The 25,636-nt window shown below is 71.5% G+C and carries 20 protein-coding genes and 1 pseudogene; 10 read left to right on the top strand and 11 right to left on the bottom strand.

Annotation, left to right across the window (positions count from 1 at the left end):
- Positions 1-18: 18 nt before the first annotated feature.
- The 3 genes from Sru02f_RS37835 to Sru02f_RS37825 form a co-directional block, all read right to left on the bottom strand.
- The gene (locus tag Sru02f_RS37835) at positions 19-891 is read right to left on the bottom strand and encodes a hypothetical protein (protein ID WP_109029125.1); all 873 of its coding nucleotides are present in this window, start codon (positions 889-891) and stop codon (positions 19-21) included.
- A 182-nt stretch (positions 892-1,073) separates the two neighbouring features.
- Positions 1,074-2,180 carry a Ser/Thr/Tyr protein phosphatase SppA gene (gene sppA, locus Sru02f_RS37830; protein WP_109029124.1) on the bottom strand — a complete coding sequence of 369 codons (1,107 nt, stop codon included), beginning with the start codon at positions 2,178-2,180 and terminating at the stop codon, positions 1,074-1,076.
- Positions 2,181-2,547: 367 nt separating this feature from the next.
- Positions 2,548-3,660 (bottom strand): LacI family DNA-binding transcriptional regulator, encoded by a 1,113-nt coding sequence (locus tag Sru02f_RS37825; protein ID WP_003975000.1) that lies wholly within the window; start codon positions 3,658-3,660, stop codon positions 2,548-2,550.
- A gap of 418 nt (positions 3,661-4,078) precedes the next feature.
- Between Sru02f_RS37825 and hisC the strand changes: the two genes are divergently transcribed.
- From hisC to Sru02f_RS37795, 6 genes are all read left to right on the top strand, one after another.
- A complete protein-coding gene (gene hisC, locus Sru02f_RS37820) occupies positions 4,079-5,158 on the top strand; it encodes a histidinol-phosphate transaminase (RefSeq protein WP_109029123.1) in 1,080 nt (359 codons plus the stop codon).
- A gap of 290 nt (positions 5,159-5,448) precedes the next feature.
- Positions 5,449-6,954: a cytochrome ubiquinol oxidase subunit I gene (locus Sru02f_RS37815; protein WP_109029122.1), complete on the top strand. Its 1,506-nt coding sequence runs from the start codon at positions 5,449-5,451 to the stop codon at positions 6,952-6,954.
- A gap of 20 nt (positions 6,955-6,974) precedes the next feature.
- A complete protein-coding gene (cydB, locus tag Sru02f_RS37810; protein ID WP_003974997.1) occupies positions 6,975-7,979 on the top strand; it encodes a cytochrome d ubiquinol oxidase subunit II in 1,005 nt (334 codons plus the stop codon).
- Positions 7,980-8,054: 75 nt separating this feature from the next.
- Positions 8,055-11,564, top strand: coding sequence for a thiol reductant ABC exporter subunit CydD (gene cydD, locus Sru02f_RS37805; protein WP_109029121.1), 3,510 nt, complete (start codon positions 8,055-8,057; stop codon positions 11,562-11,564).
- Between the two features lie 80 nt (positions 11,565-11,644).
- Positions 11,645-13,327, top strand: coding sequence for a sensor histidine kinase (locus tag Sru02f_RS37800; RefSeq protein WP_109029120.1), 1,683 nt, complete (start codon positions 11,645-11,647; stop codon positions 13,325-13,327).
- Between the two features lie 122 nt (positions 13,328-13,449).
- Positions 13,450-14,499, top strand: coding sequence for a M23 family metallopeptidase (locus Sru02f_RS37795; protein ID WP_109029119.1), 1,050 nt, complete (start codon positions 13,450-13,452; stop codon positions 14,497-14,499).
- A 47-nt stretch (positions 14,500-14,546) separates the two neighbouring features.
- Here Sru02f_RS37795 and Sru02f_RS37790 read toward each other — a convergent pair whose 3' ends face one another.
- The 6 genes and pseudogenes from Sru02f_RS37790 to Sru02f_RS37765 form a co-directional block, all read right to left on the bottom strand.
- The gene (locus tag Sru02f_RS37790) at positions 14,547-15,434 is read right to left on the bottom strand and encodes an HAD-IIB family hydrolase (protein ID WP_164278702.1); all 888 of its coding nucleotides are present in this window, start codon (positions 15,432-15,434) and stop codon (positions 14,547-14,549) included.
- An 87-nt stretch (positions 15,435-15,521) separates the two neighbouring features.
- On the bottom strand, positions 15,522-16,427 hold the full coding sequence (locus Sru02f_RS37785) for an LLM class flavin-dependent oxidoreductase (protein ID WP_109029117.1): 906 nt from the start codon (positions 16,425-16,427) through the stop codon (positions 15,522-15,524).
- A 52-nt stretch (positions 16,428-16,479) separates the two neighbouring features.
- Positions 16,480-16,938 (bottom strand): hypothetical protein, encoded by a 459-nt coding sequence (locus tag Sru02f_RS37780; protein WP_109029116.1) that lies wholly within the window; start codon positions 16,936-16,938, stop codon positions 16,480-16,482.
- Between the two features lie 6 nt (positions 16,939-16,944).
- A complete protein-coding gene (locus tag Sru02f_RS37775; RefSeq protein ID WP_109029115.1) occupies positions 16,945-17,493 on the bottom strand; it encodes an RNA 2'-phosphotransferase in 549 nt (182 codons plus the stop codon).
- A 110-nt stretch (positions 17,494-17,603) separates the two neighbouring features.
- A complete protein-coding gene (locus tag Sru02f_RS37770; RefSeq protein ID WP_109029114.1) occupies positions 17,604-19,361 on the bottom strand; it encodes an SDR family oxidoreductase in 1,758 nt (585 codons plus the stop codon).
- Positions 19,358-19,522: pseudogene (locus Sru02f_RS37765) on the bottom strand (M24 family metallopeptidase); the annotation flags it as partial. The pseudogene Sru02f_RS37765 and the gene Sru02f_RS37770, both read right to left, overlap by 4 nt.
- Before the next feature lie 210 nt (positions 19,523-19,732).
- On the opposite strand from Sru02f_RS37765, the gene Sru02f_RS37760 reads away from it, so the two are divergent.
- From Sru02f_RS37760 to Sru02f_RS37745, 4 genes are read left to right on the top strand one after another with little or no spacing between them, the layout of a single operon-like run.
- A complete protein-coding gene (locus tag Sru02f_RS37760; protein WP_109029113.1) occupies positions 19,733-20,695 on the top strand; it encodes an ABC transporter ATP-binding protein in 963 nt (320 codons plus the stop codon).
- Positions 20,685-21,593, top strand: coding sequence for a hypothetical protein (locus tag Sru02f_RS37755; RefSeq protein WP_109029112.1), 909 nt, complete (start codon positions 20,685-20,687; stop codon positions 21,591-21,593). Before Sru02f_RS37760 ends, Sru02f_RS37755 begins: the two co-directional genes overlap by 11 nt.
- On the top strand, positions 21,590-22,501 hold the full coding sequence (locus Sru02f_RS37750; protein ID WP_003974985.1) for an ABC transporter ATP-binding protein: 912 nt from the start codon (positions 21,590-21,592) through the stop codon (positions 22,499-22,501). The genes Sru02f_RS37755 and Sru02f_RS37750 overlap by 4 nt, the downstream gene beginning before the upstream one ends.
- Before the next feature lie 11 nt (positions 22,502-22,512).
- Positions 22,513-23,232, top strand: a complete 720-nt coding sequence (locus tag Sru02f_RS37745) for an ABC transporter permease (protein ID WP_003974984.1) — start codon at positions 22,513-22,515, stop codon at positions 23,230-23,232.
- 220 nt (positions 23,233-23,452) lie between these two features.
- On the opposite strand, the gene Sru02f_RS37740 is transcribed toward Sru02f_RS37745, so the two are convergent.
- Both Sru02f_RS37740 and serS read right to left on the bottom strand, forming a co-directional pair.
- Positions 23,453-24,295 (bottom strand): HAD family hydrolase, encoded by an 843-nt coding sequence (locus tag Sru02f_RS37740; RefSeq protein ID WP_109029111.1) that lies wholly within the window; start codon positions 24,293-24,295, stop codon positions 23,453-23,455.
- The gene (gene serS / locus Sru02f_RS37735) at positions 24,292-25,569 is read right to left on the bottom strand and encodes a serine--tRNA ligase (RefSeq protein ID WP_109029110.1); all 1,278 of its coding nucleotides are present in this window, start codon (positions 25,567-25,569) and stop codon (positions 24,292-24,294) included. Before serS ends, Sru02f_RS37740 begins: the two co-directional genes overlap by 4 nt.
- Between the last annotated feature and the right edge of the window lie 67 nt (positions 25,570-25,636).

The following is a 25,636-nucleotide window of genomic DNA, read 5'->3' as shown; positions in this document are numbered from 1 at the left end:
GCCCGCCCGTGCCGGTGGCTACTCGGTCCGGTGTTCCGGGCCACCGAAGTCCGGACTGCTGTAGTCCGGGCTCGAGTAGCTCGGCCGCGGGCCCGCGTCGGGGCCGCCGTCGGGACTGGTGAACCCGGGACGGCCGTAGCCCAGGTGCGGCATACGGCTGCTGCCCGGGGCCGCCGGTTGCGTGCGGCGCAGTGCCGCCGTGCCCGGGTCGCTGAGCGCCTCCCGGAGGAAGGGCAGTATGCCGCGTTCCAACAGGGCCTCGTGCCAGGCGTCCCTGGCCCGGGCCACCTCCTCGTCGCGCGCGTCGTAGAAGCCGGACTCGGCCGAGGGGCGGTTGCGCAGCGCGGTGAGCAGCAGCCCCACCGCGGCGACGAGGATCGACACCGCGGTCACGGCGCCGAACACCCATCCCGTGGTGAGCATGGTCTGCGCGAAGGTCTGCCCCGGGTCGAGCATCTTCAGGAGATAGCCGACCAGCAGGAATATCGCCGCGGCGGTGCCGGCCAGGACCGGCGCCAGGACGGCGACCACGGCGACGGCGCCCGCGCCGGTCGCCTCGGCCATCTCGCCCATGGTGGCGGCGAGTCCCCCCGCGCTCGTGCCCTGCTCCTGGGAGCCGGACTCGCGCGTGGCGGGCGACGGGCCCGAGGACGCCGGGTGGCGCAGTTCCTCGCGGACCTTCACGTAGTGCTGGTACTCGGTCGTGGCCGCCGCCGTGATGAGGGCGGTGGCGTTGAGTGCCATGGTGCGCAGTTGTTCGGAGTTGAGCCGCTGACCGACAGCGGCCAGCTCCGGGCGGTGTGGTGCGGAGCGCAGCGCCTCGTCGAGGATCCGCTCGTACTCCTGGCGGTCCTCGCTCGGCAGGTGCTGCGGAACGCTGTTCATGTGCATCCCCCGATGCTCCGTAGGGCTTGGGGCTCGCATGCCAACGAGCCGTCGGGCAGAAACGGAGGGGAGCCTGCTACGGATAAGCCGATGGTAGAGCGGTGACGGTGGAGGGTGACAGGGGGTTTCCAGAAATTGGGTGCCGGTCTGTACGGACGGTACTGCCGGAAAACCCGTCCGGTGAAGGGTCAGGCGTCCAGCGGAAGTTGCTGGACCAGCAGCTTTCCGGCCATGGTCACTCCGCCGTCCATCGCGATGGCCAGGCCGTCCGCGTAGACGTGCGGTCCCTCGACCACGGTGCGGGTGTCGTCCTCGCCGTCCTCGGAGCCGACTTCGCCCAGCAGGTAGGGGATGGGACTGTGGCCGTGAACGATCCGGGTGCCGCCGTACGTATCAAGCAGTGAGCGCACGGCGTCGGCGCCGCCCTCGTCGCGGAAGGAGAAGCGCTTGGTGAACTTGCGGAACAGGTCCCACACCTCCTCCGCGTCGTTGCGCGTGAGCGTCTCGCGGACGGTGTCGTTGACCTCTTCGATGGAGCGGCCGTAGTCGAGGTAGGTCGTGGCGTCCGAGTGGACCAGGAGGTGGTCGTCGACCTCCTCCATGGCGTCGAGACGGGCCATCCACTGCAGGTGGTGGTCCTGCAGGCGGTCCATGTCGGTCTTCTGGCCGCCGTTCAGCAGCCATGCGGCCTGGAAGGTGGCGGTGCCCGCGCCGGAGTTTACGGGGGTGTCGCCGAACCGCTTGGCGCCGAGCAGCAGCAGTTCGTGGTTGCCCATCAGCGCCTTGCAGTAGCCGCCGGCCGCGGCGGCCTCGGCGGACAGCCGCATCACCAGGTCGATGACGCCGATGCCGTCCGGGCCGCGGTCGGTGAAGTCGCCGAGGAACCACAGCCGGGAGGTGCCCGCGCACCACTGGCCGGCGTCGTCGACGAGGCCCTTCTCCCGCAGGGCGGCCAGCAGCTCGTCGAGGTAGCCGTGCACGTCGCCGACGACGAACAGGGGTCCCTGCCCGGTCGAGGGCTGCTGCGCCGCCGCCGGTGCGGGGTCGACCGTGACCTGAACCGTGTCACCCCGACGGATGACGGGCAGATCGCGCTGCGTGGGCGTGTAGCCCTCGGGCAGGGCCTCCTCGAGTCCCTCCTCGGGGGGCGGCGCGGACTCGCCCGCGTGCGTGCCGGGGGCAGCGTACGGAGCGGTCTCGTGGACGTACGCGGGTACCCGGAAGTCGCGCACCGTCGCCGTCCGCTCCACCTCGGGTCCCTGACCGGCCCCCTGAGTCATCGACCCCTCCACCATCGCGCCGCATCTGCACCGCTTCGGACTGCCTGGTCGCAGCGGCCCGCGGTGTGTGGGCCCATCATAGGAATGCGGATCGCGCTGTGTGATGACCCAGGGGTGGTGAATCGGGTCAGGACTCCGGTTCGCTGCGGCTTTCGCCCCGATTGGGCCCGGCTTCGCCCGTCCGCGACCGTGGCCCGGCCGTGCTCCCGCCGTGTCCGGACGTGCCGGACGCGACCCTCGCCGCCCTGTTTCGCCGTGCGTTCCGCGTTGTCGTGGTTCGCCGTTCTCCGGCCGTTCCTCCACGCACCCGGTAACGGCCGGGTCGCGCGTACGGCCGCGACCCGGTCCCGCGTCCGGCGCCCCGGGGGACGCCGGACGCGCCCTACTCGCCCTCCGGCGACCGCGGCGGGCTGACCGTCGTACGCGGCGGGCGCCGCTGAGACGAGGTACGCACGATCAGTTCGGTCGGTATCACCTGTTCGACCGGCTGGTCGGAGTGCAGCCCCTCGATCGCGTCGATGAGGACCTGGATCACGGCGGTGCCGATGCGGCGGGGCTTCAACGACAGGGTGGTGATGGGGGGCTCGGTGCTGGCGTACACGGTGGACTCGCTGCAGCAGACCAGCAGCAGGTCCTCGGGGACGCGCAGACCGTAGCGGCGGGCGGCGGCGAGCAGGTCGGTGCCGTTCGGATCGAACAGTCCGTAGACGGCGTCGGGCCGGTCGGGGCGGGCGAGCAGCCGGTCGGCGGCGACCGCGCCGGCACACGGGTCGTGTGCGGGGTAGGCCTCGTAGACCGGGTCCTGGCCCACGCGCTCGCACCAGCGCAGGTAGGCGGTGGTCGACAGGTGGGTGTACGTGTCGGTGGTGGTGCCGGTGAGCAGGCCGATCCTGCGCGCGCCGGCGTCGGCGAGGTGATCGAGGATGCCGAGCACGGCCGCCTCGTGGTCGTTGTCGACCCAGGCGGTGACCGGCAGCGAGCCGGCCGGGCGGCCGTCGGAGACGACGGGCAGGCCCTGACGGACCAGTTCGCTGACGACCGGGTCGTGGTCGGAGGGGTCGATGACGACCGTGCCGTCGAGCGCGACGTTGGACCACACGTCGTGACGGGACGTCGCCGGGAGGATGACGAGGGCGTAGCCGCGGGCGAGCGCGGCGGACGTGGCGGCGCGCGCCATCTCGGCGAAGTACGCGAATTCGGTGAAGGTGAAAGGTTCATCCCCGTACGTCGTCACGGTCAGGCCGATGAGTCCGGACTTGCCGGTGCGGAGCGTGCGGGCGGCGGCCGAGGGCCGGTAGCCCAGTCGGTCGGCGACCTCGCGCACATGGCGCCGGGTGGCATCCGGGAGTCGGCCCTTGCCGTTGAGGGCGTCGGAGACGGTAGTGATGGATACTCCGGCGGCGGCGGCCACGTCCCTGATGCCCGCCCGGCCCGGCCGGCTGCCTCGACGTGAGGTTTCCGCGCGGCTCACCTGGTGCTTCCCTGCTGCTGTCATGGCGAGCCGATAGTAGGGCTCATGGGGTGGGGTAGTGCGGACGCATATGCACGCGTTGACAGTCACGTTTCTGCATGATCATTAAGGCTTAACAGCCTTGGAAAGCAAGCTAGTTGACCCCGCCCACCCCGTTACCTGGCGTGTTGGCCAGTGAGTGCCTGCGGGGTGGCTGATGTTGCGAAGAGGTCTCAACTCACCTGCACGAGGGATGCGCGCCACGGCGTGAGCCACCGGCGCGTAGATATATGTGCGGCGCGCCCCCCGAATCGTGCGCCTTCGTGCACTGATGCCCCTGATGCCAGTGTGACGGACGAGGTCTGTCCCATCCCGCCCGTCTCTCCCGCCTATACGCAGCGGCGCTGAATCCTCATAAGGTGAGAAGTATTCGATGCCGGTGGTGGTCACGAGGAGGACTGCGGTGAGCGAGACGAGCCCCAAGCTGCGCGCCGAGCTGGAGGGGATTCCCACCTACAAGCCGGGCAAGCCCGCCGCGGCCGACGGTCCGGTGGCCTACAAGCTGTCCTCCAACGAGAACCCCTACCCGCCACTGCCCGGAGTGATGGAGACGGTGACGGCCGCCGCCGCCTCCTTCAACCGCTACCCGGACATGGCCTGCACGTCGCTGATGGCCGAGCTGTCCGACCGCTTCGGGGTGCCCCTGGCCCACCTGGCCACCGGCACCGGCTCGGTGGGTGTGGCCCAGCAGCTGATCCAGGCGACCTCGGGCCCGGGCGACGAGGTGATCTACGCCTGGCGCTCCTTCGAGGCGTACCCGATCATCACGCAGATCAGCGGCGCGAGGTCCGTGCAGGTGCCGCTGACGCCGGGCGAGGTGCACGACCTGGACGCCATGGCGGACGCGATCACCGACCGTACCCGGCTGATCTTCGTCTGCAACCCCAACAACCCCACCGGCACGGTGGTACGGCGGGCCGAGCTGGAGCGGTTCCTGGACCGGGTGCCGAGCGACGTGCTGGTGGTCCTGGACGAGGCCTACCGGGAGTTCATCCGGGACGCCGAGGTCCCGGACGGCGTCGAGTTCTACCGTGAGCGGCCCAACGTCTGCGTCCTGCGCACCTTCTCCAAGGCCTACGGCCTGGCGGGACTGCGGGTCGGGTTCGCGATCGCCCACGAGCCGGTGGCGGCGGCGCTGCGCAAGACGGCGGTGCCCTTCGGGGTCAGCCAGATCGCGCAGGAGGCGGCGATCGCCTCGCTGCGCGCGGAGGACGAGCTGATCGGCCGGGTCGGCTCGCTGGTGTGCGAGCGCACCCGCGTGGCCGACGCGCTGCGCGCGCAGGGCTGGACGGTGCCGGAGAGCCAGGCCAACTTCGTCTGGCTGCGGCTGGGAGAGCGCACGCTCGCCTTCGCGAACGCCTGCGAGCAGGCCGGCGTGGTCGTCCGCCCCTTCGCCGGCGAGGGCGTGCGCGTGACGGTCGGGGAGAGTGAGGCGAACGACATCTTCCTGAAGGTGTCGGAGGAGTTCCGCAAGGAGCTGTAGGCCCGCACGGCGCGGGACGACGAGGCGCGGGACGGCACCTGCCGTCCCGCGCTTTCGCATGCCACGGGGGCGTCGTCCACCTCTCGGATTCAACGGTTTGTCGAAGTTCCGGCGGAGGGGTCGACGTCACAGGGGACCCCCCTTCCGGTGTCGAAAAGCAGTAGGTCATAATTGCTTGTGAATGTGAACGCGTTCACAAGCGTGTCCCGATTACGCCCGCGATGGGTGTGACAAACACGCTCAAACTGCCGCTGACCACGGTGGTGTGGCGATGTGAGGAGAGTGAAGACGTGGACCTGGCTCTGGCGCCGGAGACGCTGGCGCGATGGCAGTTCGGCATCACGACCGTCTACCACTTCCTGTTCGTCCCGCTGACGATCTCGCTGGCCGCCCTCACGGCCGGACTGCAGACCGCCTGGGTCCGCACGGAGAAGGAGAAGTACCTCAGGGCGACCAAGTTCTGGGGCAAGCTCTTCCTGATCAACATTGCGATGGGTGTCGTCACCGGCATCGTGCAGGAGTTCCAGTTCGGTATGAACTGGTCCGACTACTCCCGCTTCGTCGGTGATGTCTTCGGTGCCCCGCTCGCCTTCGAGGCGCTGATCGCCTTCTTCTTCGAGTCCACCTTCATCGGCCTGTGGATCTTCGGCTGGGACAAGCTGCCCAAGAAGATCCACTTGGCCTGCATCTGGATGGTCTCGATCGGCACGCTGTTGTCGGCGTACTTCATCCTCGCGGCCAACTCCTGGATGCAGCACCCCGTCGGCTACCGGATCAACGAGGAGAAGGGCCGCGCCGAGCTCACCGACTTCTGGCAGGTCCTCACCCAGAACACCACCCTCAACCAGGTCTTCCACAGCTTCTCGGCGGCCTTCCTCACCGGCGGCGCCTTCATGGTCGGCATCGCCGCCTTCCACCTGATGCGCAAGAAGCACATCCCGGTGATGCGGACCTCGCTCCGGCTCGGCCTGGTGACCCTGGCGGTCGGCGGCCTGCTCACCGCGGTCAGCGGCGACACCCTCGGCAAGGTCATGTACGAGCAGCAGCCGATGAAGATGGCCGCCGCCGAGGCCCTGTGGGACGGCGAGAAGCCGGCACCGTTCTCGGTGTTCGCCTACGGAGACGTGGACAAGGGGCACAACAAGGTCGCCCTGGAGATCCCCGGACTGCTCTCCTTCCTCGCCCACAGCGACTTCGAGTCCTACGTGCCCGGCATCAACGACACCAACAAGGCCCTCCAGGAGCAGTTCGGGCCCGGTGACTACAAGCCCATCGTCCCCGTCGCCTACTGGGGCTTCCGGTGGATGATCGGCTTCGGCATGGCGTCCTTCTCCCTCGGCCTGCTGGGCCTGTGGCTGACGCGGAAGCGGTTCCTGCTGCCACCGGCCCTGCGTACCGGGGAGGACGAGGTGCCGCACCTGGTGCTGCTGAAGAAGCCGCTCGGGTCGAGGCTCTCCCGGATGTACTGGCTGCTGGCGCTGTGGACGATGGCGTTCCCCCTGATCGCCAACTCCTGGGGCTGGATCTTCACGGAGATGGGCCGCCAGCCCTGGGTGGTCTACGGCGTGATGCAGACCCGGGACGCGGTCTCCCCCGGCGTCTCCACGGCCGAGGTCATCATCTCGATGTCCGTCTTCACCCTGCTGTACGCCGTCCTGGCCGTCATCGAGGTCAAGCTCCTGGCGAAGTACGTGAAGGCCGGGCCGCCCGAGCTGACCGAGGCCGACCTCAACCCGCCCACGAAGATCGGCGGCGATCTCCGTGACGCCGACAAGCCGATGGCCTTCTCGTACTAGGCCGAGGGAGCTGCACAGTCATGGAACTGCACGACGTCTGGTTCGTTCTGATCGCCGTCCTGTGGACCGGCTACTTCTTCCTGGAGGGCTTCGACTTCGGGGTGGGTGTGCTGACCAAGCTGCTCGCCCGGAACCGGGCCGAGAAGCGGGTGCTGATCAACACGATCGGCCCCGTGTGGGACGGCAACGAGGTGTGGCTGCTCACGGCGGGCGGTGCCACCTTCGCCGCCTTCCCCGAGTGGTACGCCACGCTCTTCTCCGGGTTCTACCTTCCACTGCTGGTCATCCTGGTCTGCCTGATCGTCCGCGGGGTCGCCTTCGAGTACCGCGTGAAGCGGCCCGAGGAGAACTGGCAGCGCAACTGGGAGACGGCGATCTTCTGGACCTCGTTGATCCCCGCGTTCCTGTGGGGCGTGGCCTTCGGCAACATCGTCCACGGCGTGGAGATCGACCGGGACCTGGAGTACGTCGGTTCGGTCTGGGACCTGCTCAACCCCTACGCCCTCCTCGGCGGTCTGGTGACGCTGACGCTGTTCACCTTCCACGGCACGGTGTTCACCGCGCTCAAGACCGTCGGTGAGATCCGTGAGCGGGCGCGGACCCTGGCGCTGCGGGTCGGTCTGGTCACGGCCGTGCTGGCCCTGGCCTTCCTGCTCTGGACACAGGCCGACAGCGGGGACGCCAAGAGCCTGGTCGCCCTGGTGGTGGCCGTCGCCGCCCTGGTCGCCGCCCTGATGGCGAACCAGGCCGGGCGTGAGGGCTGGTCGTTCGCCCTGTCCGGCGTCACCATCGTGGCGGCCGTGGCGATGCTCTTCCTGACGCTCTTCCCGAACGTCATGCCGTCGACGCTGAACGCGGACTGGAGCCTCACCGTCACCAACGCCTCGTCCAGCGCCTACACGCTGAAGATCATGACCTGGCTGGCCGTGATCGCCACCCCGGTCGTCCTGCTCTACCAGGGCTGGACGTACTGGGTGTTCCGCAAGCGCATCGGCACCCAGCACCTCGCCGACGCCGCGCACTGAGTCCCGGGATGCGTTTCACGTGAAACGAAGCGAAACGTCGGAACGCATCCCGCCGGGCAGGAAGGCCTGTTTCACGTGAAACCCATCGATCCACGTCTTCTGCGGTACGCCCGCGCCACCAGGCTCTTCCTGGCGGCGGTCGTCGCCCTGGGCGCCGTCGGGGCCGGACTGCTCGTCGCCCAGGCCATGCTCATCGCCGAGGTGGTGGTCGGCGCCTTCCAGCACGGCACGACGGCCGCCGGACTCCGCACCCCGCTGCTGCTGTTGGTGGCCGTCGCCTGTGGCCGGGCGCTGGTCGGCTGGCTCACCGAACTGGCCGCGCACCGCGCGAGCGCGGCGGTCAAGTCGGAGCTGCGGGGCCGACTGCTGGAACGGGCGACCGCGCTCGGTCCCGGCTGGCTGGACGGACAGCGGACCGGCTCCCTGGTCGCCCTCGCCACCCGGGGCGTCGACGCCCTCGACGACTACTTCTCGCGCTATCTGCCGCAACTGGGCCTCGCGGTCGTCGTGCCCGTGGCGGTGCTGGCCCGCATCGTGACCGAGGACTGGGTCTCGGCGGCCATCATCGTCGGCACCCTGCCCCTCATTCCGGTCTTCATGATGCTGATCGGCTGGGCCACCCAGTCCCGGATGGACCGCCAGTGGCGGCTGCTGTCGCGGCTGTCGGGACACTTCCTGGACGTGGTCGCGGGGCTGCCCACGCTGAAGGTCTTCGGCCGGGCCAAGGCACAGGCCGAGTCGATCAAGCGCATCACCGGCGAGTACCGCCAGGCGACCATGCGGACGCTGCGGATCGCCTTCCTGTCGTCCTTCGCCCTGGAACTGCTTGCCACGCTGTCCGTCGCGCTCGTCGCCGTCACCATCGGCATGCGCCTGGTCCACGGGGACATGGCGTTGTACGACGGCCTGGTCGTGCTCGTCCTCGCGCCGGAGGCCTATCTGCCGCTGCGGCAGGTGGGGGCGCAGTACCACGCGGCGGCCGAGGGCCTCGCCGCCGCCGAGGACATCTTCACGGTGCTGGAGCGTCCGGTACCGGCCTCGGGGACCGGTCCGGTTCCGGCGGACAATGCGCTGCGTTTCGAGGGCCTGACGGTCCGCTATCCCGGACGTGCCGCGGCGGCCGTCACGGACGTGGACTTCACCGTCGAGCCCGGGGAGACGGTCGCGCTCGTCGGTCCCAGCGGTGCGGGCAAGTCGACGCTCCTGAACGCCCTGCTCGGCTTCGTTCCCCCGACCGGTGGGCGGGTCCGGGTCGGGGGAGCCGACCTCGCCTCGCTCGATGTCGCGCAGTGGCACGCCCGCGTCGCCTGGGTGCCCCAGCACCCGCACCTGTACGCAGGCACCATCGCGGAGAACGTCCGGCTGGCCCGGCCCGACGCCGACGACACCGCGGTACGCCGGGCCCTGCGGGACGCGGGCGCCCTGGAGTTCGTGGACGCGCTGCCCGAGGGCACGGCGACCGTCCTCGGGGAGGACGGAACCGGCCTGTCCGCGGGGCAGCGGCAGCGGCTGGCGCTGGCCCGGGCGTTTCTCGCGGACCGGCCGGTGCTGCTGCTCGACGAGCCGACGGCGGCCCTGGACGGGGCCACCGAGGCGGAGGTCGTGGACGCCGTCCGCAGACTGGCGCAGGGACGTACGGTCCTGCTGGTGGTGCACCGTCCGGCGCTGCTGGAGGTCGCCGACCGGGTGGTGCGGCTGGACGCGCCGGCGGGCCTCGCCGGGGCCGAGCACACCAGCGGGTCGCCGGTCGTCGCCCAGGACGTCCCGCGCACCGCCGCTCCGGGCCCCGTCGACGAGCCCGCCACCGCGTCCGCCGAGCCCGCCGCGAAGGCGCGGGGAGGCGTGCTGTCCCGGGTCCGCGCCATGTCCGGCGCCCGGCGTGGGCGGCTCGGCCTCGCGCTGCTGCTCAGCAGTCTGGCGCTGGGCAGCGCCGTCGGCCTGATGGCGACCTCCGGGTACCTCATCTCGCGGGCCTCCGAGCAGCCGCCGGTGCTGTATCTGATGGTGGCCGTGACGGCGACGCGGGCCTTCGGCATCGGGCGGGCCGTGTTCCGCTACGCGGAGCGGCTGGTGTCGCACGACGCCGTGCTGCGGATGCTCGCCGACACGCGGGTCGCCGTGTACCGGCGGCTGGAGCGGCTGGCCCCGGCCGGGCTGCGGCACAGCCGCCGGGGCGACCTGCTGTCCCGGCTCGTCGCCGACGTCGACGCCTTGCAGGACTACTGGCTGCGCTGGCTGCTGCCCGCCGGAAGCGCACTGGTCGTCTCCGCCGCCTCGGTCGGGTTCACGGCCTGGCTGCTGCCGGAGGCGGGCGTCGTGCTCGCGGTCGGCCTGCTCGCGGCCGGTGTCGGCGTTCCGCTGCTCACCGCGGCCGTGGCACGGCGCGCGGAGCGCCGGCTGGCCCCCGCCAGGGGTGTGCTCGCCACCCGGGTGACGGAGCTGCTCACCGGTACCGCCGAGCTGACCGTCGCCGGTGCCCTGCCCGGTCGTGCCGCCGGGGCCCGGCGGGCCGACGGCACTCTCACCCGGATCGCCTCGCGCGCCGCCACGGCCACCGCGCTGGGCGACGGGCTCACCGCGCTGGTCTCCGGCCTGACCGTCGCGGGCGCCGCCCTCGTCGGAGTTCAGGCGGTCACCGACGGCCGACTCGCCGGCGTGGCCGTGGCCGTCGTCGTCCTGACCCCGCTGGCCGCCTTCGAGGCCGTCCTCGGACTGCCGCTCGCCGTGCAGTACCGCCAGCGTGTGCGCAGGAGTGCCGAGCGCGTGTACGAGGTGCTCGACGCGCCGGATCCGGTACGGGAGCCGGAGCTGCCCAGGCAGGCGCCCGCCTCGCCGTTCCCGGTGGTCATCGAAGGGCTGGCCGCGCGGTACCCCGGGCAGGACAGGGACGCGCTGGCGGGGGTCGACCTGACCCTGGCGCAGGGGCGCCGCGTCGCCGTGGTCGGACCCTCCGGGTCCGGCAAGACCACCCTCGCCCAGGTGCTGCTGCGCTTCCTCGACTCGGCGGCGGGCTCCTACACGCTGGCCGGTGTCGACGCCTACGCCCTGGCCGGCGACGACGTACGGCGCCTCGTCGGGCTGTGCGCCCAGGACGCGCACCTCTTCGACAGCTCGGTCCGCGAGAACCTGCTGCTGGCCAGGAAGGACGCCACCGAGGCCGAGCTGCGCGACGCGCTGGCCCGGGCCCGGCTGCTGGAGTGGGCCGACAGCCTGCCCGACGGTCTGGACACGCTGGTCGGCGAGCACGGGGCCCGGTTGTCCGGTGGCCAGCGCCAACGGCTCGCCCTGGCCCGGGCGCTGCTCGCCGACTTCCCCGTCCTCGTGCTCGACGAGCCGGCCGAGCACCTCGACCTGCCGACGGCCGACGCGCTCACCGCCGACCTGCTGGCCGCCACCGAGGGCCGTACGAGCCTGCTGATCACGCACCGGCTGGCGGGACTGCGGGCCGTGGACGAGGTGATCGTCCTGGACCGGGGCCGGGTCGTGCAGCGCGGTACGTACGCGGAGCTGGCGGCGGTGCCGGGGCCGCTGCGGGAGATGGCCGGGCGGGAGGCGGCGGCGGAACTGCTGGTGGGAGCGGTGTGACCGGTCGGCCCGGCCTCGGTCTGCGAAAATCTTCCGTAATACGACTTTCCTGAACAAAAAGGTCTCATTAGGCTCGGGTCATGCCCCCAGTGCCGCCTTCCGGCTCCCCGCCGCCCCGTGCGGAGGCCTCGGCCGAACTACTGGCCCGGGTGCCGAAACTGCTGGACGCCATGCGGTCCGTCGGCAGCGGACTGGAGCTGCACTCCACACTGCGCCGGATCTGCGAGACGGCCGCCGACCTGGCGCACGCCCGGTACGCGGCCATCGGCGTCGTCGACGAGGACGGCGACGGCCTCGCCGACTTCGTGCACCACGGCCTGGACGAGGCGACGGTACGGCGCGTCGGCCACCTCCCGGACGGCCGCAAGGGACTGCTCGGCGCGCTCATCCGCGATCCCGAGCCGGTCCGGCTGACCGACCTGACCCGGGACCCGCGCTCGTGCGGCTTTCCCGAGCACCATCCGCCGATGCGCAGTTTCCTGGGCGTCCCCATCCGTGTGCAGGGCGAGATCTTCGGCAACCTCTACCTGACCGACAAGCACGCGGGTGAGCCCTTCGACGACCACGATCTCGCCATGGTCCGGGTCCTGGCCACGGAGGCCGGTATCGCCATCGGCAACGCGCGACTGCACGAGGCCGCGCAGCAGCGGGAGCGGTGGATCGACGGATCGGTCGCCGTCACCACCGCCCTGCTGTCCGGCGGCGACACGGACGACGCCCTGCAGACCGTCGCCGAGCAGGCCCGTCGCCTCTCCGGCGCGGCCGCCGGGATCGTGCTGCTGCCGGCCGACGGGGGCGGCCTGGAGATCGTGGCCGTCGACGCGCCGCATCCCACGAACGCCCTCGGCGCGGTCATCCCACCGGAGAACGGCATCGTGGCGGAACTGCTCGCCGGACGGCCCGTGTTCGTGGACGACGCCGCCACCGACCCCCGCCTGAACGCCGGACCCGCGCGCTCCTACGGCCCGGTCATGCTGGTGCCGCTGTGCCGGGACGGGAAGGTCCTCGGGAGCCTGGTCATGCCGCGCGCCCGGGGGGAGCGCCCGTTCACCCGGACGGAGCGCGCGCTCGGCGACCGGTTCGCCTCGCAGGCCGCACTGGCGCTCACGATGGCCGAGGCGCAGCGCGACCGGGAACGGCTCGCCGTGTACGAGGACCGGGACCGGATCGCCCGGGACCTGCACGACCTCGTCATCCAGCGGCTGTTCGCGACGGGGATGATGCTGGAGAGCGCCCAGCGCAGGTCGGCCGTGCCCGAGGTGCGCGACGGGGTCGGCGGAGCCGTCGACGAACTCGACGTCACCATCCAGGAGATCCGCTCGGCGATCTTCGCGCTCCAGCAGCCGGCCGAGGCGCCCACTGGACTGCGCACCCGCGTACTGCGCGAGATCACCATGGCCGCGGCCCCGCTGGGCTTCACCCCCTCGCACCGTTTCGTCGGCCCGGTCGACACCGCCGTCGGCGACGTGACCGGCAAGAACCTCATCGCCGCGCTGCGCGAAACCCTGTCCAACGCCTTCCGGCACGCCCACGCCGAACGGATCGAGGTGGTCGTGGACGCGACGGCGACCCTGCGGGACGGCCGGCCGGGCGTTCGGCTGACCGTCGCGGACGACGGTGTCGGCGTTCCCGAGGGCGGCCGGCGCAGCGGGCTGCGCAACCTCGAGCGCCGCGCCGAGACCGTGGGCGGCGCCAGTCGGCTCGGGCCGGGCATCGGGGCGGGCGGCGGCGGCACGACGGTGGTGTGGGAGGCGCCGCACTGAGTGCCGCCTACGCCGCGTTGCCCCGTGTGCAGCAGGCGCGCTGAGCCGTGTGCAGCAACGGGTCCCCCACTCGTACGACCTGAACGAGACCTGGGGCACCGGGCAGGTCCACGATCGCTGACATGCGCTCATCCCGCCGACGTTCGCTGCTGGTTCCGGTGCTGCTGTGCGCACTCGCCCTGCTCGCGGCCCGCCCCACCGACGGCATGGACGGGGACACCGGGCCCGGGGCCGGTCTCGGCCCGCAGGTGGCGCGGCTGTACGAGGACGCGGCGAAGGCCACCCGGCAGTACGAGGACGGGCGGCGAGAGGCCGAGGCGCAACGGTCGAAGGCCCTGGAGTACGAGCGCCGGCTCGACGGGCAACGGCAGAAGATCGACGCCATGCACGAGGACCTGGGCCGCATCGCCCGCGCCCAGTACCGCGACGGCGGCGGACTCCCGCTCACCGCGCGGATGCTGCTCGCCGACGACCCCGAGGAGCTGATGCGCGGTCAGCGGGCCGTCTCCCGGGCGAATCTGGCCGTCGACCGGGCGATCGGGAAGAACCTGCGGGCCGAGGCCCGGCTCGCCGACCAGGAGGCCGGGGCGCGGGCGGCCTGGCAGGCGCTGGAGAAGCGCAACGCCGACCTGGCGAAGCTGAAGAAGGAGATCGAGAGCAAGCTGGAGGTGGTGCGGTCCCGGCTGGAGGGGCAGGCGGACTCCTCCGTCGCGGCCGGCGCGTGCCCCGGCGCGGTCCGCCTCGACCAGCCGGACGTGCTCTCCGGTCCGGCCTGGGTGGCCCCGGTCGAGGCCTACGAGCTGTCGGCTTCCTTCGGCAGTGGCGGGTCCCGGTGGGCGCACCGGCACACCGGCCAGGACTTCGCGGTGCCGGTCGGGACACCGGTGCGGTCGGTCGGCACGGGCCGGGTCCTGAAGGTGTCCTGCGGCGGGGCCTTCGGCATCCAGGTCGTCATCGAGCACGCGGGCGGCTACTACACGCAGTACGCCCATCTCGCCGCCGTCGCCGTCGACCAGGGCGACCGGGTCGACGCCGGGCAGTGGATCGGGCAGTCCGGCAGCACCGGCAACTCCACCGGACCCCACCTGCACTTCGAGGTCCGGGTCACCCCGGACATGGGCTCGGCACTGGACCCGGTGCCGTGGCTGTCACAACGCGGGGTACCGCTGTGACGGCACCGGGGGCGGCGCGGGACCGGGCGGCCCGCCGGGGCGGAGGGTCAGGTCAGGTCCGCCAGCATCCGCTCGATCACGACCGCCACCCCGTCCTCGTTGTTGGCGACCGTCCGCCCCGAGGCGGCGGCGATCACGTCCGGGTGGGCGTTGCCCATCGCGTACGACCGGCCCGCCCAGGTGAGCATCTCGACGTCGTTCGGCATGTCGCCGAAGGCCACGACCTCCTCGTGCGAGATGCCGCGCTCGGCGCAGCACAGGGCGAGCGTGCTGGCCTTGGAGACGTCGGGGCCGCTGATCTCCAGCAGCGCGCTGGGGCTGGACCGGGTGACGTTGGCGCGGTCGCCGATGGCGAGGCGGGCCAGCGTGAGGAAGCCGTCGGGGTCGAGCTCCGGATGGAAGGCGAGGATCTTGAGGACGGGCTCGGTGGCGGCGCGCCCGCCCGGCGCCAGGATCTCCTCTGCGGGCAGAAGGTCGTCGGGGACCTCCATGTGCAGCTTCGGGTACGCCGGCTCCTGGTGGAAGCCGTACGTCTGCTCGACCGCGAACACCGTGCCGGGCGCCGCCTCCCGCAGCAGCCGCACGGCGTCCAGCGCGTTCTCCTGCGCCAGCTCGCGGACCTTCACGAACCTGTGCCTGCCGGGGCCGCCGTGCAGGTCGACCACGGCGGCGCCGTTTCCGCAGATGGCGAGGCCGTGCCCGTGGACGTGGGCGCTGACGACGTCCATCCAGCGGGCGGGGCGTCCGGTGACGAAGAAGACCTCGATGCCTGCCTTCTCCGCGGCGGCCAGCGCGGCGACCGTACGCGGGGAGACCGACTTGTCGTCGCGCAGCAGGGTGCCGTCGAGGTCGGTGGCGATGAGTCGCGGGCGGGTGGCGGCGGCCGGGGGCTCGGGCTGTCGGGTCGCTGAGGTCACCCGGTCATTGTCACGCATATGCGTGCACGCCCGTGCGCGGCTCCGCACATATGTGAGCTACGGCTCTCCTGCCCGGCTCCCGGTCTCCGCTCGATTCCAACGCCCTCATTCCTTCAGCTGGGCCAGTGCCTCCATCGCGATCCGCTCGAAAACCTTCTCGTCCGCGGCGAAGTCCGAGTCCGGGATCGGCCAGTGGACGACCAGCTCGGTGAAGCCCAGGTCGCGGTGGCGTCCGGCGAAGTCCACGAACGCGTCCACGGACTCCAGCGGGCGGCTGCGCTCCGGTGTGAAGCCGGTGAGGAGGACCCGGTCCAGCTCGCCCACCTCGCGGCCGATCGCGGCACAGGCGTCGGCCAGCCGGTCGCCCTGCTGCCGCAGCGCACGGTCCGACTGCTGGGGGGTGCCGTTCTCGAACAGCTTCGGGTCACCGGTGGTCACCCACGCCTGGCCGTGGCGGGCGGCTAGTGCCAGCCCCCGTGGCCCGGTCGCGGCGACCGCGAAGGGCAGCCGGGGCCGCTGTACGCACCCCGGGATGTTGCGGGCCTCGTGCGCCGAGTAGAAGTCGCCCTCGTACGACACGGCGTCCTCGGTCAGTAGCCGGTCGAGCAGCGGCAGGAACTCGCCGAACCGGTCCGCCCGCTCGCGCGGCGTCCACGGCTCCTGGCCCAGCGCCGTGGCGTCGAAGCCGGTGCCGCCCGCCCCTATGCCGAGGGTGATCCGCCCGCCGGAGATGTCGTCGAGGGAGATCAGTTCCTTGGCGAGCGTCACCGGATGCCGGAAGTTCGGCGAGGTGACCAGCGTGCCCAGACGCAGCCGCTCGGTGACGGCCGCGGCGGCGGTGAGGGTCGGCACGGCACCGAACCACGGGCCGTCCCGGAAGCTGCGCCAGGAGAGGTGGTCGTAGGTGTAGGCGGTGTGGAAGCCGAGCTGCTCGGCGCGCGTCCACGTCGAACGGCCGCCCTCGTGCCAGCGGCGGTACGGAAGGATCACGGTGCTCAGGCGCAGACTCATGTCTCCGAGCCTAAGCGGCTGCCCCCGGTTTCACGTGAAACACCCTCTGTCGTCACCGTACGCGGCTGCTCAGCCACGGTGTGAGGAGGAGCATCGACACGTGTTCCTTGTGGGCCCGGTCGCCCGGCAGCGGAACGATCAGGCGGTATCCGGGCGGGAAGCGGCGGCCCTGGACGTGGGCCAGGCCGCCGAAGACGGAGCGCAGGAACGCGGGCACGTCGTCGCGTTCGACGTCGGGAAACTCCACGTTCTCGACGGTGAGCAGGGCGTCGCCCTCGTGGAAGAGCCGGACGCTCACCCGGGGAACGCCGCCGAACTCGACGAACGCCTCGTGCGGAAGAGAGCCGTCGCTGTCGGTGGTCACCCCCACCCCGGCGGCGCTGTGACGGGAGGTCTGGTCGGCGCCGATGTCGTCGGTGACCTCGATCTCCAGCGCGTACTCCGCGGCGACGGCGCGGAGGGCGGTGACGGCGGACTGGGTGGTGGGCAGGTGCTCCATGCCCTCGATCATGCGGGGTCAGTGCGGAGCGGGAAAGCGCAGATAGCGGGACGGCACGTGCTGCGTCAGCCAGACCCCGTTCGCGCTGACGTGGAAGACGTGTCCGTCGCGGTGCATGGCGGCGGCGTCCACCGGGAGGACGACCGGTCGGCCGCGGCGGGCCCCGACCCGGGTCGCGGTCTCGCGGTCCGGCGAGAGGTGGACGTCGTGCCGGTTCATCGGCCGCAGACCCTCGGCCCGAATGGCCTCCAGATGCCGGGCCACGGTCCCGTGGTAGAGGTACGGCGGCGGGGTGGCCACGGGCAGCCGCAGATCCACCTCGACGCTGTGGCCCTGGCTGGCCCTGATGCGGGTGCCCTCCACCGCGAAGCGCCGCTTGTCGTTGGTGGCGACCACGTGGTCGAGCTCTTGGCGGGTGAAGGGGAAGCCGTGCGCCGCCGCCGCTGCGACGAGTGCGTCGATCTCGACCCAGCCGCCCTCGTCGAGCGTGAGCCCGATCCGCTCCGGCTGGTGGCGCAGGTGCTTCGACAGGTACTTGGACACCTTCACCGTGCGTTCTTGTTGCATGGCATCAGCTTGCCTAGTGAGACGCGCGTCACGCGATCGATTTTGTCGCCGGCGTTTGATCCACAGTCAAGTCGAGTTATCCACAGGCTGGTTGGGGGAACCTGTGGAAACTACACCGGCGGCTTCACCCGGGCGAGGCGCCGCAGCATCCGGGGTGCGAACCGGGACATGAGGTGGGCGCCGCGCGCCTCAGGCGTCACCGGGACCACCGCCCTGTTGCGCACGACCGCCTCCAGCACGGCGTCCGCCACCTTCTCCGGCGGGTAGTTGCGCGCCCCGTACAGCCGGGCGGTGCGCCGCTGCCGGCGCTTCTCCTCCTCGGCGTCCACGCCCGCGAAGTGCGCGGTGGACGTGATGTTGGTGTTGACCAGGCCGGGGCAGATCGCCGTGACGCCGATGCCCCGGTCGGCCAGCTCGGCGCGCAGGCACTCGCTCAGCATCAGCACGGCCGCCTTCGAGGTGCCGTAGGCGGGCAGTGCCCTGGAGGGCTGGAAGGCCGCCGCCGACGCGGTGTTGACGATGTGGCCGCCCTGCCCGCGCTCGGCCATCTGCCGGCCGAACAGACGGCAGCCGTGGATCACGCCCCACAGGTTGACGTCGAGGACCTTCTTCCAGTCCTCCGGCGTGGTGTCGAAGAAGGAGCCCGACAGGCCGATCCCGGCGTTGTTCACGAGCACGTCCACCACGCCGTACTCGGCGGCGACCCTGGCCGCCAGCTTCTCCATGGCCTGCTCGTCGGAGACGTCGACGGTCTCCGCCCAGGCGTCCCGAGCACCGATCAGCCGGGACAGCTCCGCGGTCCGGGCGGCGGCCCCGGCGTCCCGGTCGACGGCCACCACGCGCGCTCCGGCCTCGGCGAACGCGAACGCCGTCGCCCGCCCGATGCCGCTGCCCGCACCGGTGACCAGGACCAGCTGCCCGCCGAAGCGGTCCGCGTACTTCCCGTTCGCCGCCGTCTCGGACCGGCCGTCCTCGGTGGCGGTGACGAACTCCGTGATCCAGTCCGCCAGCCGGTCCGGCCGGGTGCGCGGCACCCAGTGCTTCGCGGGCAGCGTGCGCCGGGTGAGCCGCGGTGCCCACAGCTCGAGGCCGTCGTAGAGCCGCTCCGACAGGAACGCGTCGCCGAGGGGCGTGATGAGCTGCACGGGCGCGTGCGCGTAGGCGTCCTCGCGCGGCCTGCGCAGCCGGGGCCGGACGTTGTCCCGGTACAGCCATGCCCCGTGCGCGGCGTCCGACGGCAGGGAGGAGGTCGGGTAGTCGCCGCCGGGCACCTTCTCGACGCGCTCCAGGATGCCCGGCCAGCGCTTGCCGAGAGGGCCGCGCCAGGCCAGCTCCGGGAGCACGGGGGTGTGCAGCAGGTAGACGTACCAGGACTTGGCGCCCTGGCCGAGAAGCTGTCCGACCCGGCGCGGGGTGGGACGCCTGAGGCGTTTGTTGATCCAGTGCCCGAAGTGGTCGAGGGAGGGCCCGGACATCGAGGTGAAGGAGGCGATGCGCCCCTCGGTGCGTTTGACCGTGACGAACTCCCAGGACTGCACCGACCCCCAGTCGTGGCCCACCAGGTGCACCGGGCGGTCCGGGCTGACCGCGTCGGCCACCGCCAGGAAGTCGTCCGTCAGCTTCTCCAGCGTGAAGCCGCCCCGCAGCGGGCTCGGCGCGCTCGACCGGCCGTGGCCGCGGACGTCGTAGAGGACCACGTGGAAGGCGTCGGCCAGGCGGGCGGCGACCTTGGACCAGACCTCCTTGCTGTCCGGGTAGCCGTGCACCAGGACGACCGTGGGCCGCCGCGGATCGCCCAGCTCCGCCACGCACAGCTCGACCCCGCCCGTGCGCACCCAGCGCTCCCGCGCACCGTCCAGCACCGTCATGTCCCCTCCGTCCAGCGCCGCACGTGCGGCAGATCGTCGTCCAGCCAGAAGGCGCTCTCCTCGGGATCCGCGGAGTCGGTGTCGACCAGGATCTCCTCGAACTTCGCGCCCGTACCCCGGAAACCGAGGTGGGGTTCGACCGCCCACAGCCCCGCCGCCGGCCGTGCTACTCGCCCGTAACACGACGCCGCCGAATCTCCCAGTTGTTAGACCCAACGTCAATAGGGTGGCCGGTGCGGCCTCGGAAGTCGGTGCCGTGGCTCTCAGGTACGGCATCCCCTACGGGCCCGTACTACTCGAGACTGACGCCAAGACGGCTCTGCGGTCTGACGACCGCAGTGGCGGACGTCACTACTGTCATTGACGTGACTGTGATCGCGACCGAAAGCCTGAGCAAGCGGTTCCCCCGGGTGACCGCGCTCGACCGGCTCTCCGTGGACGTCGGACCCGGTGTGACCGGACTCGTCGGTGCCAACGGCGCCGGCAAGTCCACCCTGATCAAGATCCTGCTGGGTCTGTCTCCCGCCACCGAGGGCCGGGCCGAAGTGCTCGGACTCGATGTCGCCACCAAGGGCGCCGACATCCGCGAGCGGGTCGGCTACATGCCGGAGCACGACTGCCTGCCACCCGACGTCTCGGCCACCGAGTTCGTCGTCCACATGGCACGCATGTCCGGCCTGCCGCCCACCGCCGCCCGCGAGCGCACCGCCGACACCCTGCGCCACGTAGGCCTCTACGAGGAGCGCTACCGCCCCATCGGCGGCTACTCGACGGGCATGAAGCAGCGCGTGAAGCTCGCGCAGGCCCTGGTGCACGACCCCCAGCTGGTCTTTCTCGACGAGCCGACCAACGGCCTCGACCCGGTCGGCCGCGACGAGATGCTCGGCCTCATCCGCCGCATCCACACCGACTTCGGCATCTCCGTCCTGGTCACCTCGCACCTGCTGGGCGAACTGGAACGCACCTGCGACCACGTCGTCGTCGTGGACGGCGGCAAGCTGCTGCGCTCCAGCTCCACCACGGACTTCACCCAGACCACCACGACCCTCGCGATCGAGGTCACCGACACCGACGAGCACCCCGACGGCACCCGCGCGGTGCGCGACGCGCTCGACGCGCGCGGAGTGAGCGTCCAGGACGGCAGCGGCCTGCCCGGCGCCGGCCACGTCCTGCTGCTCACCTCGGCGGGCGAGGAGACCTACGACCTGGTCCGCGACGTCATAGCCGACCTCGGCCTCGGCCTGGTCCGCATGGAGCAGCGCCGGCACCACATCTCGGAGGTCTTCACCGACAGCGACGCAGCACGGAAGGAGGCGGTCGGCCATGGCAGCTGAACAGCCCGCAGCCACGGTGCCGGGTGACCAGACCCGCATCCACAACATCGGCTACCGCAGTTACGACGGCCCCCGCCTCGGCCGCGCCTACGCCCGCCGTTCGCTGTACTCGCAGTCCCTGCGCGGTGCCTACGGCCTCGGCCGCTCGGCCAAGTCCAAGGTGCTGCCGATGCTGCTCTTCGTGGTGATGTGCCTCCCGGCGGGCATCATGGTCGCGGTCGCCGTCGCCACCAAGGCCAACGACCTGCCCGTGGACTACACGCGCTACGCGATCGTCCTGCAGGCCGTCATCAGTCTCTACGTCGCGGCCCAGGCCCCCCAGTCCGTCTCGCGCGACCTGCGCTTCAAGACCGTGCCGCTGTACTTCTCCCGGCCGATCGAGACCTCCGACTACGTGCGCGCCAAGTACGCCTCGATGGCCTCGGCCCTGTTCATCCTCACCGCCGCACCCCTGCTGGTGCTCTACGTGGGCGCACTGCTCGCCAAACTCGACTTCGCGGACCAGACCAAGGGGTTCGCCCAGGGACTGGTCTCCGTGGCACTGCTCTCCCTGCTCTTCGCCGGCCTCGGCCTGGTCGTCGCATCGGTCACCCCCCGCCGCGGCTTCGGCATCGCGGCCGTCATCGCCGTCCTGACCATCACCTACGGCGCGGTCTCCACGCTCCAGGCCATCGCGGACGTCCAGGGCAGCTCCGGGGCCGTCGCCTGGATAGGCCTGTTCTCGCCGATCACCCTCATCGACGGAGTGCAGTCCGCCTTCCTGGGCGCCACCTCCGCCTCCCCCGGCGGGGTGGGCCCGAGCAACGGCGAGGGCGCGGTCTACGTCCTCGTCACCCTGGGCCTGATCGCCGGTGCCTACGGCCTGCTGATGCGCCGCTACAAGAAGGTGGGACTGTGACCACGCTGAACATCGACCACGTCTCCCGCTGGTTCGGCAACGTGGTCGCCGTCAACGACATCACCATGACGATCGGCCCCGGAGTCACCGGCCTGCTCGGCCCCAACGGAGCGGGAAAGTCCACCCTCATCAACATGATGGGCGGCTTCCTGGCCCCCTCCACCGGCAGCGTCACCCTCGACGGCCAGCCGGTCTGGCGCAACGAGGACATCTACAAGCACATCGGCATCGTCCCCGAGCGGGAGGCGATGTACGACTTCCTCACCGGCCGCGAGTTCGTCCTCGCCAACGCCGAACTGCACGGGCTGGGGGCCAGGGCGGCCGACGAGGCCCTCGCCACCGTGGAGATGGCCTACGCCCAGGACCGGAAGATCGCCACGTACTCCAAGGGCATGCGTCAGCGCGTGAAGATGGCGTCCGCCCTCGTCCACCAGCCGTCGCTGCTCCTGCTCGACGAGCCGTTCAACGGCATGGACCCGCGCCAGCGCATGCAGCTGATGGACCTGCTGCGGCGCATGGGCGACGAGGGCCGCACCGTGCTGTTCTCCTCGCACATCCTGGAAGAGGTCGAGCAGCTCGCCTGGCACATCGAGGTCATCGTCGCCGGACGCCACGCGGCCAGCGGCGACTTCCGCAAGATCCGTCGCCTGATGACCGACCGGCCGCACCGCTACCTGGTGCGTTCCAGCGACGACCGGGCCCTGGCGGCCGCGCTGATCGCCGACCCGTCGACCTCCGGCATCGAGGTCGACCTCGCCGAGGGTGCCCTGCGTATCCAGGCCGTCGACTTCGGCCGGTTCACGGTCCTGCTGCCGAAGGTCGCCCGCGACCACGGCATCCGGCTGCTCACGGTCTCGCCGTCCGACGAGTCCCTCGAGTCCGTCTTCTCGTATCTCGTCGCGGCGTAGGAGGCCGAAGAATGTACGACCCCACAGTCGCCCGACTCACCTACCGGGCCCTGCTCGGCCGCCGCCGGGCCCTCATCCTGGGCGTCCTCCCCCTGCTGCTGCTCGTCATCGCCGTCGCGGTGCGCGCGCTCGCCGGAGCCGACGACCAGACCTCGGTCGACGTGCTGGGCGGGTTCGCCCTCGCCACCATGGTGCCGATCATCGGCGTCATCGCCGGTACCGGCGCCATCGGCCCGGAGATCGACGACGGCTCGGTGGTGTACCTGCTGTCCAAGCCGATCAAGCGGCCGACGATCATCTTCACCAAGCTGATCGTCGCCATAGCCGTGACGATGGTCTTCTCCGCCGTTCCCACGCTGCTCGCGGGCCTGATCCTCAACGGCAACGGCCAGCAGGTCGCCGTCGCCTACACGATCGCCGCGCTGGTCGCCTCCATCGCCTACGCCGCGCTGTTCCTGCTGCTGGGCACGGTGTCCCGGCACGCGGTGGTCTTCGGGCTCGTCTACGCGCTCGTCTGGGAGGCCCTGTTCGGCTCCCTGGTGCCGGGGGCCCGCACGCTGAGCGTCCAGCAGTGGTCGCTGGCGGTGGCCCAGAAGGTCGCCGACGGGAATCTGGTGACCTCCGACGTCGGTCTGCCGACCGCGACGGTGCTGCTCGCCGCGGTGACCGTGCTCGCCACCTGGTACGCCGGCCAGAAGCTGCGGTCGCTGACGCTCGCCGGGGAGGAGTGACCGCGAGCCGCCGGGAACGCGGAGTACGTCCGCTTTAATCGGTGGCGCCCGGCTTCCCGTAGCGGCACTGTGGGGGATGCACGAGGACGGACGGCGCCGGCGCAACGGGAGGCCGCTTCGAGCACGCGGGTCACCCCGCGTGGGCCGACCGACGGGGACGCCGGCGCCGTCCGGACCGTGTGCCGGGGCCAAGGCGAGGAGCCGGGCCCCCGCGTCGGCATCAGGCCGACAGACGCTCCAGGACCACGGCGATGCCGTCCTCGTCGTTGGAGGACGTCACCTCGTCGGCCACCGCCTTCAGCTCCTCGTGGGCGTTGGCCATCGCCACACCCCGGGCCGCCCAGCCGAACATGGGGACGTCATTGGGCATGTCGCCGAACGCGATCGTGTCCGCGGCCTTCAGACCGAGCCGACGGGCCGCCAGCGACAGTCCCGTGGCCTTCGACAACCCCAGGGGCAACAGCTCGACGACGCCCGCCCCGGCCATGACGACGGTGACGAAGCCGCCCGCGGCGCGGCGGGCGGTCTCGGCCAGCTCGTCGTCCGACAGGGTCGGATGCTGGATGTAGATCTTGTTCAGCGGCGCCGACCACAGGTCGGAGGCGTCGGTGAAGGGCACGGCCGGCAGGTCGCCCCCGACCGCGTAGCCCGGGCCGACCAGCACGTCGCCCTCCAGCCCGTCCCGGCTCGCCGCCAGGTACAGCGGACCGGTCTCCGCCTCGATCTTGGCCAGCGCCACCCCGGCCAGCTGCCGGTCCAGGGTCACGGAGGTCAGCAGCCGGTGCTCCCCGGCGTGGTAGACCTGCGCGCCCTGGCCGCAGACGGCCAGCCCGTCGTAACCGAGGTCGTCCAGGATGTGCCGGGTCCAGGGCACCGCCCGCCCGGTGACCACGATGTGGGCGGCACCCGCCGCGGTGGCCGCGGCGAGCGCGTCACGGGTGCGCCGCGAGATCGTGTCGTCGCCGCGCAGCAGTGTGCCGTCGAGGTCGGTGGCGATCAGCCGGTAGGGGAAGCCCCCGGCGGAACCGGTGCCTGGGACCGTGGCGGTGCCGGTGTCAGTCACTTGGCCACCGGCTCCAGGACCTCCCGGCCGCCCAGGTACGGGCGCAGCACCTCGGGAACGCGGACCGAGCCGTCGGCCTGCTGGTGGTTCTCCAGGATCGCCACGATGGTGCGCGGAACGGCGCACAGCGTGCCGTTGAGCGTGGCCAGCGGGCGCACCTTCTTGCCCTCGCGGACGCGGATCGACAGCCGGCGGGACTGGAACTCGGTGCAGTCCGAGGTCGAGGTCAGCTCGCGGTACTTGCCCTGGGTCGGGATCCACGCCTCGCAGTCGTACTTGCGCGCGGCCGAGGAGCCCAGGTCGGCCGAGGCCACGTCGATCACCCGGAACGGCAGCTCCAGCGACGTCAGCCACTGCTTCTCCCACTCCAGCAGGCGCTGGTGCTCGGCCTGCGAGTCCTCGGGGAGGACGTAGGAGAACATCTCGACCTTGTCGAACTGGTGCACACGGAAGATGCCCCGGGTGTCCTTGCCGTGCGAGCCCGCCTCGCGGCGGAAGCAGGGCGAGAAGCCGGCGTAGCGCAGCGGCAGGCGGTCGCCGTCCAGGATCTCGTCCATGTGGTACGCGGCGAGCGGCACCTCGGACGTGCCGACCAGGTACAGGTCGTCCTTGTCGAGGTGGTAGACGTCCTGGGCGGCCTGGCCGAGGAAGCCGGTGCCGGCCATCGACTGCGGGCGCACCAGGGCCGGGGTCAGCATCGGCGTGAAGCCGGCCGCCGTGGCCTGTGCGATCGCCGCGTTGACCAGCGCCAGCTCCAGGAGGGCGCCCACGCCGGTCAGGAAGTAGAAGCGCGAGCCGGAGACCTTCGCGCCGCGCTCCACGTCGATGGCGCCGAGCAGCTGGCCCAGCTCCAGGTGGTCCCTGGGCTCGAAGCCCTCGGCGGCGAAGTCGCGGTGCGTGCCGTGCGTCTCCAGCGTGACGAAGTCCTCCTCGCCGCCGACGGGCACGTCGGGGTGGACGAGGTTGCCGAGCCGCTGGAGCAGCTCCTGGGTCTCGGCGTCGGCCGCGTCGCGCTCGGCGTCGGCGGCCCTGACGTCGGTCTTGAGCTGCTCGGCCCGCTTGAGCAGCTCGGCCTTCTCGTCCCCGGCGGCCTTGCCGATCAGCTTGCCGAGGCCCTTCTGCTCGGCGCGCAGCTCGTCGAAGCGGACGCCGGACGACCTGCGCCGTTCGTCGGCGGACAGGAGGGAGTCGACGAGCGCGACGTCCTCTCCACGGGCGCGCTGCGAGGCGCGCACACGGTCGGGGTCCTCACGGAGCAGGCGAAGGTCAATCACGCGGTCAAGGCTACCGGTGCGTGGTGTCGGGTCTCGACCCGCTATTGCCGTACGCGGGGCGCACCTC

This window comes from Streptomyces rubrogriseus (assembly GCF_027947575.1).
GTDB classification, from domain to species: Bacteria; Actinomycetota; Actinomycetes; order Streptomycetales; family Streptomycetaceae; genus Streptomyces; species Streptomyces rubrogriseus.
This window is presented reverse-complemented; position numbering and strand designations above follow the sequence as displayed.

What these genes read in the sequence shown, in the direction of transcription:
- Sru02f_RS37795 (WP_109029119.1), top strand. Translation starts at nt 13,450, where the DNA reads ATGCGCTCATCCCGCCGACGTTCGCTGCTGGTTCCGGTGCTGCTGTGC.
- Sru02f_RS37775 (WP_109029115.1), bottom strand. Translation starts at nt 17,493, where the DNA reads ATGCAACAAGAACGCACGGTGAAGGTGTCCAAGTACCTGTCGAAGCAC.
- Sru02f_RS37770 (WP_109029114.1), bottom strand. Translation starts at nt 19,361, where the DNA reads ATGACGGTGCTGGACGGTGCGCGGGAGCGCTGGGTGCGCACGGGCGGG.
- Sru02f_RS37800 (WP_109029120.1), top strand. Translation starts at nt 11,645, where the DNA reads ATGCCCCCAGTGCCGCCTTCCGGCTCCCCGCCGCCCCGTGCGGAGGCC.
- Sru02f_RS37745 (WP_003974984.1), top strand. Translation starts at nt 22,513, where the DNA reads ATGTACGACCCCACAGTCGCCCGACTCACCTACCGGGCCCTGCTCGGC.
- Sru02f_RS37755 (WP_109029112.1), top strand. Translation starts at nt 20,685, where the DNA reads ATGGCAGCTGAACAGCCCGCAGCCACGGTGCCGGGTGACCAGACCCGC.
- sppA (WP_109029124.1), bottom strand. Translation starts at nt 2,180, where the DNA reads ATGGTGGAGGGGTCGATGACTCAGGGGGCCGGTCAGGGACCCGAGGTG.
- Sru02f_RS37785 (WP_109029117.1), bottom strand. Translation starts at nt 16,427, where the DNA reads ATGAGTCTGCGCCTGAGCACCGTGATCCTTCCGTACCGCCGCTGGCAC.
- Sru02f_RS37835 (WP_109029125.1), bottom strand. Translation starts at nt 891, where the DNA reads ATGCACATGAACAGCGTTCCGCAGCACCTGCCGAGCGAGGACCGCCAG.
- Sru02f_RS37825 (WP_003975000.1), bottom strand. Translation starts at nt 3,660, where the DNA reads ATGACAGCAGCAGGGAAGCACCAGGTGAGCCGCGCGGAAACCTCACGT.
- Sru02f_RS37790 (WP_164278702.1), bottom strand. Translation starts at nt 15,434, where the DNA reads ATGCGTGACAATGACCGGGTGACCTCAGCGACCCGACAGCCCGAGCCC.
- Sru02f_RS37780 (WP_109029116.1), bottom strand. Translation starts at nt 16,938, where the DNA reads ATGATCGAGGGCATGGAGCACCTGCCCACCACCCAGTCCGCCGTCACC.
- cydB (WP_003974997.1), top strand. Translation starts at nt 6,975, where the DNA reads ATGGAACTGCACGACGTCTGGTTCGTTCTGATCGCCGTCCTGTGGACC.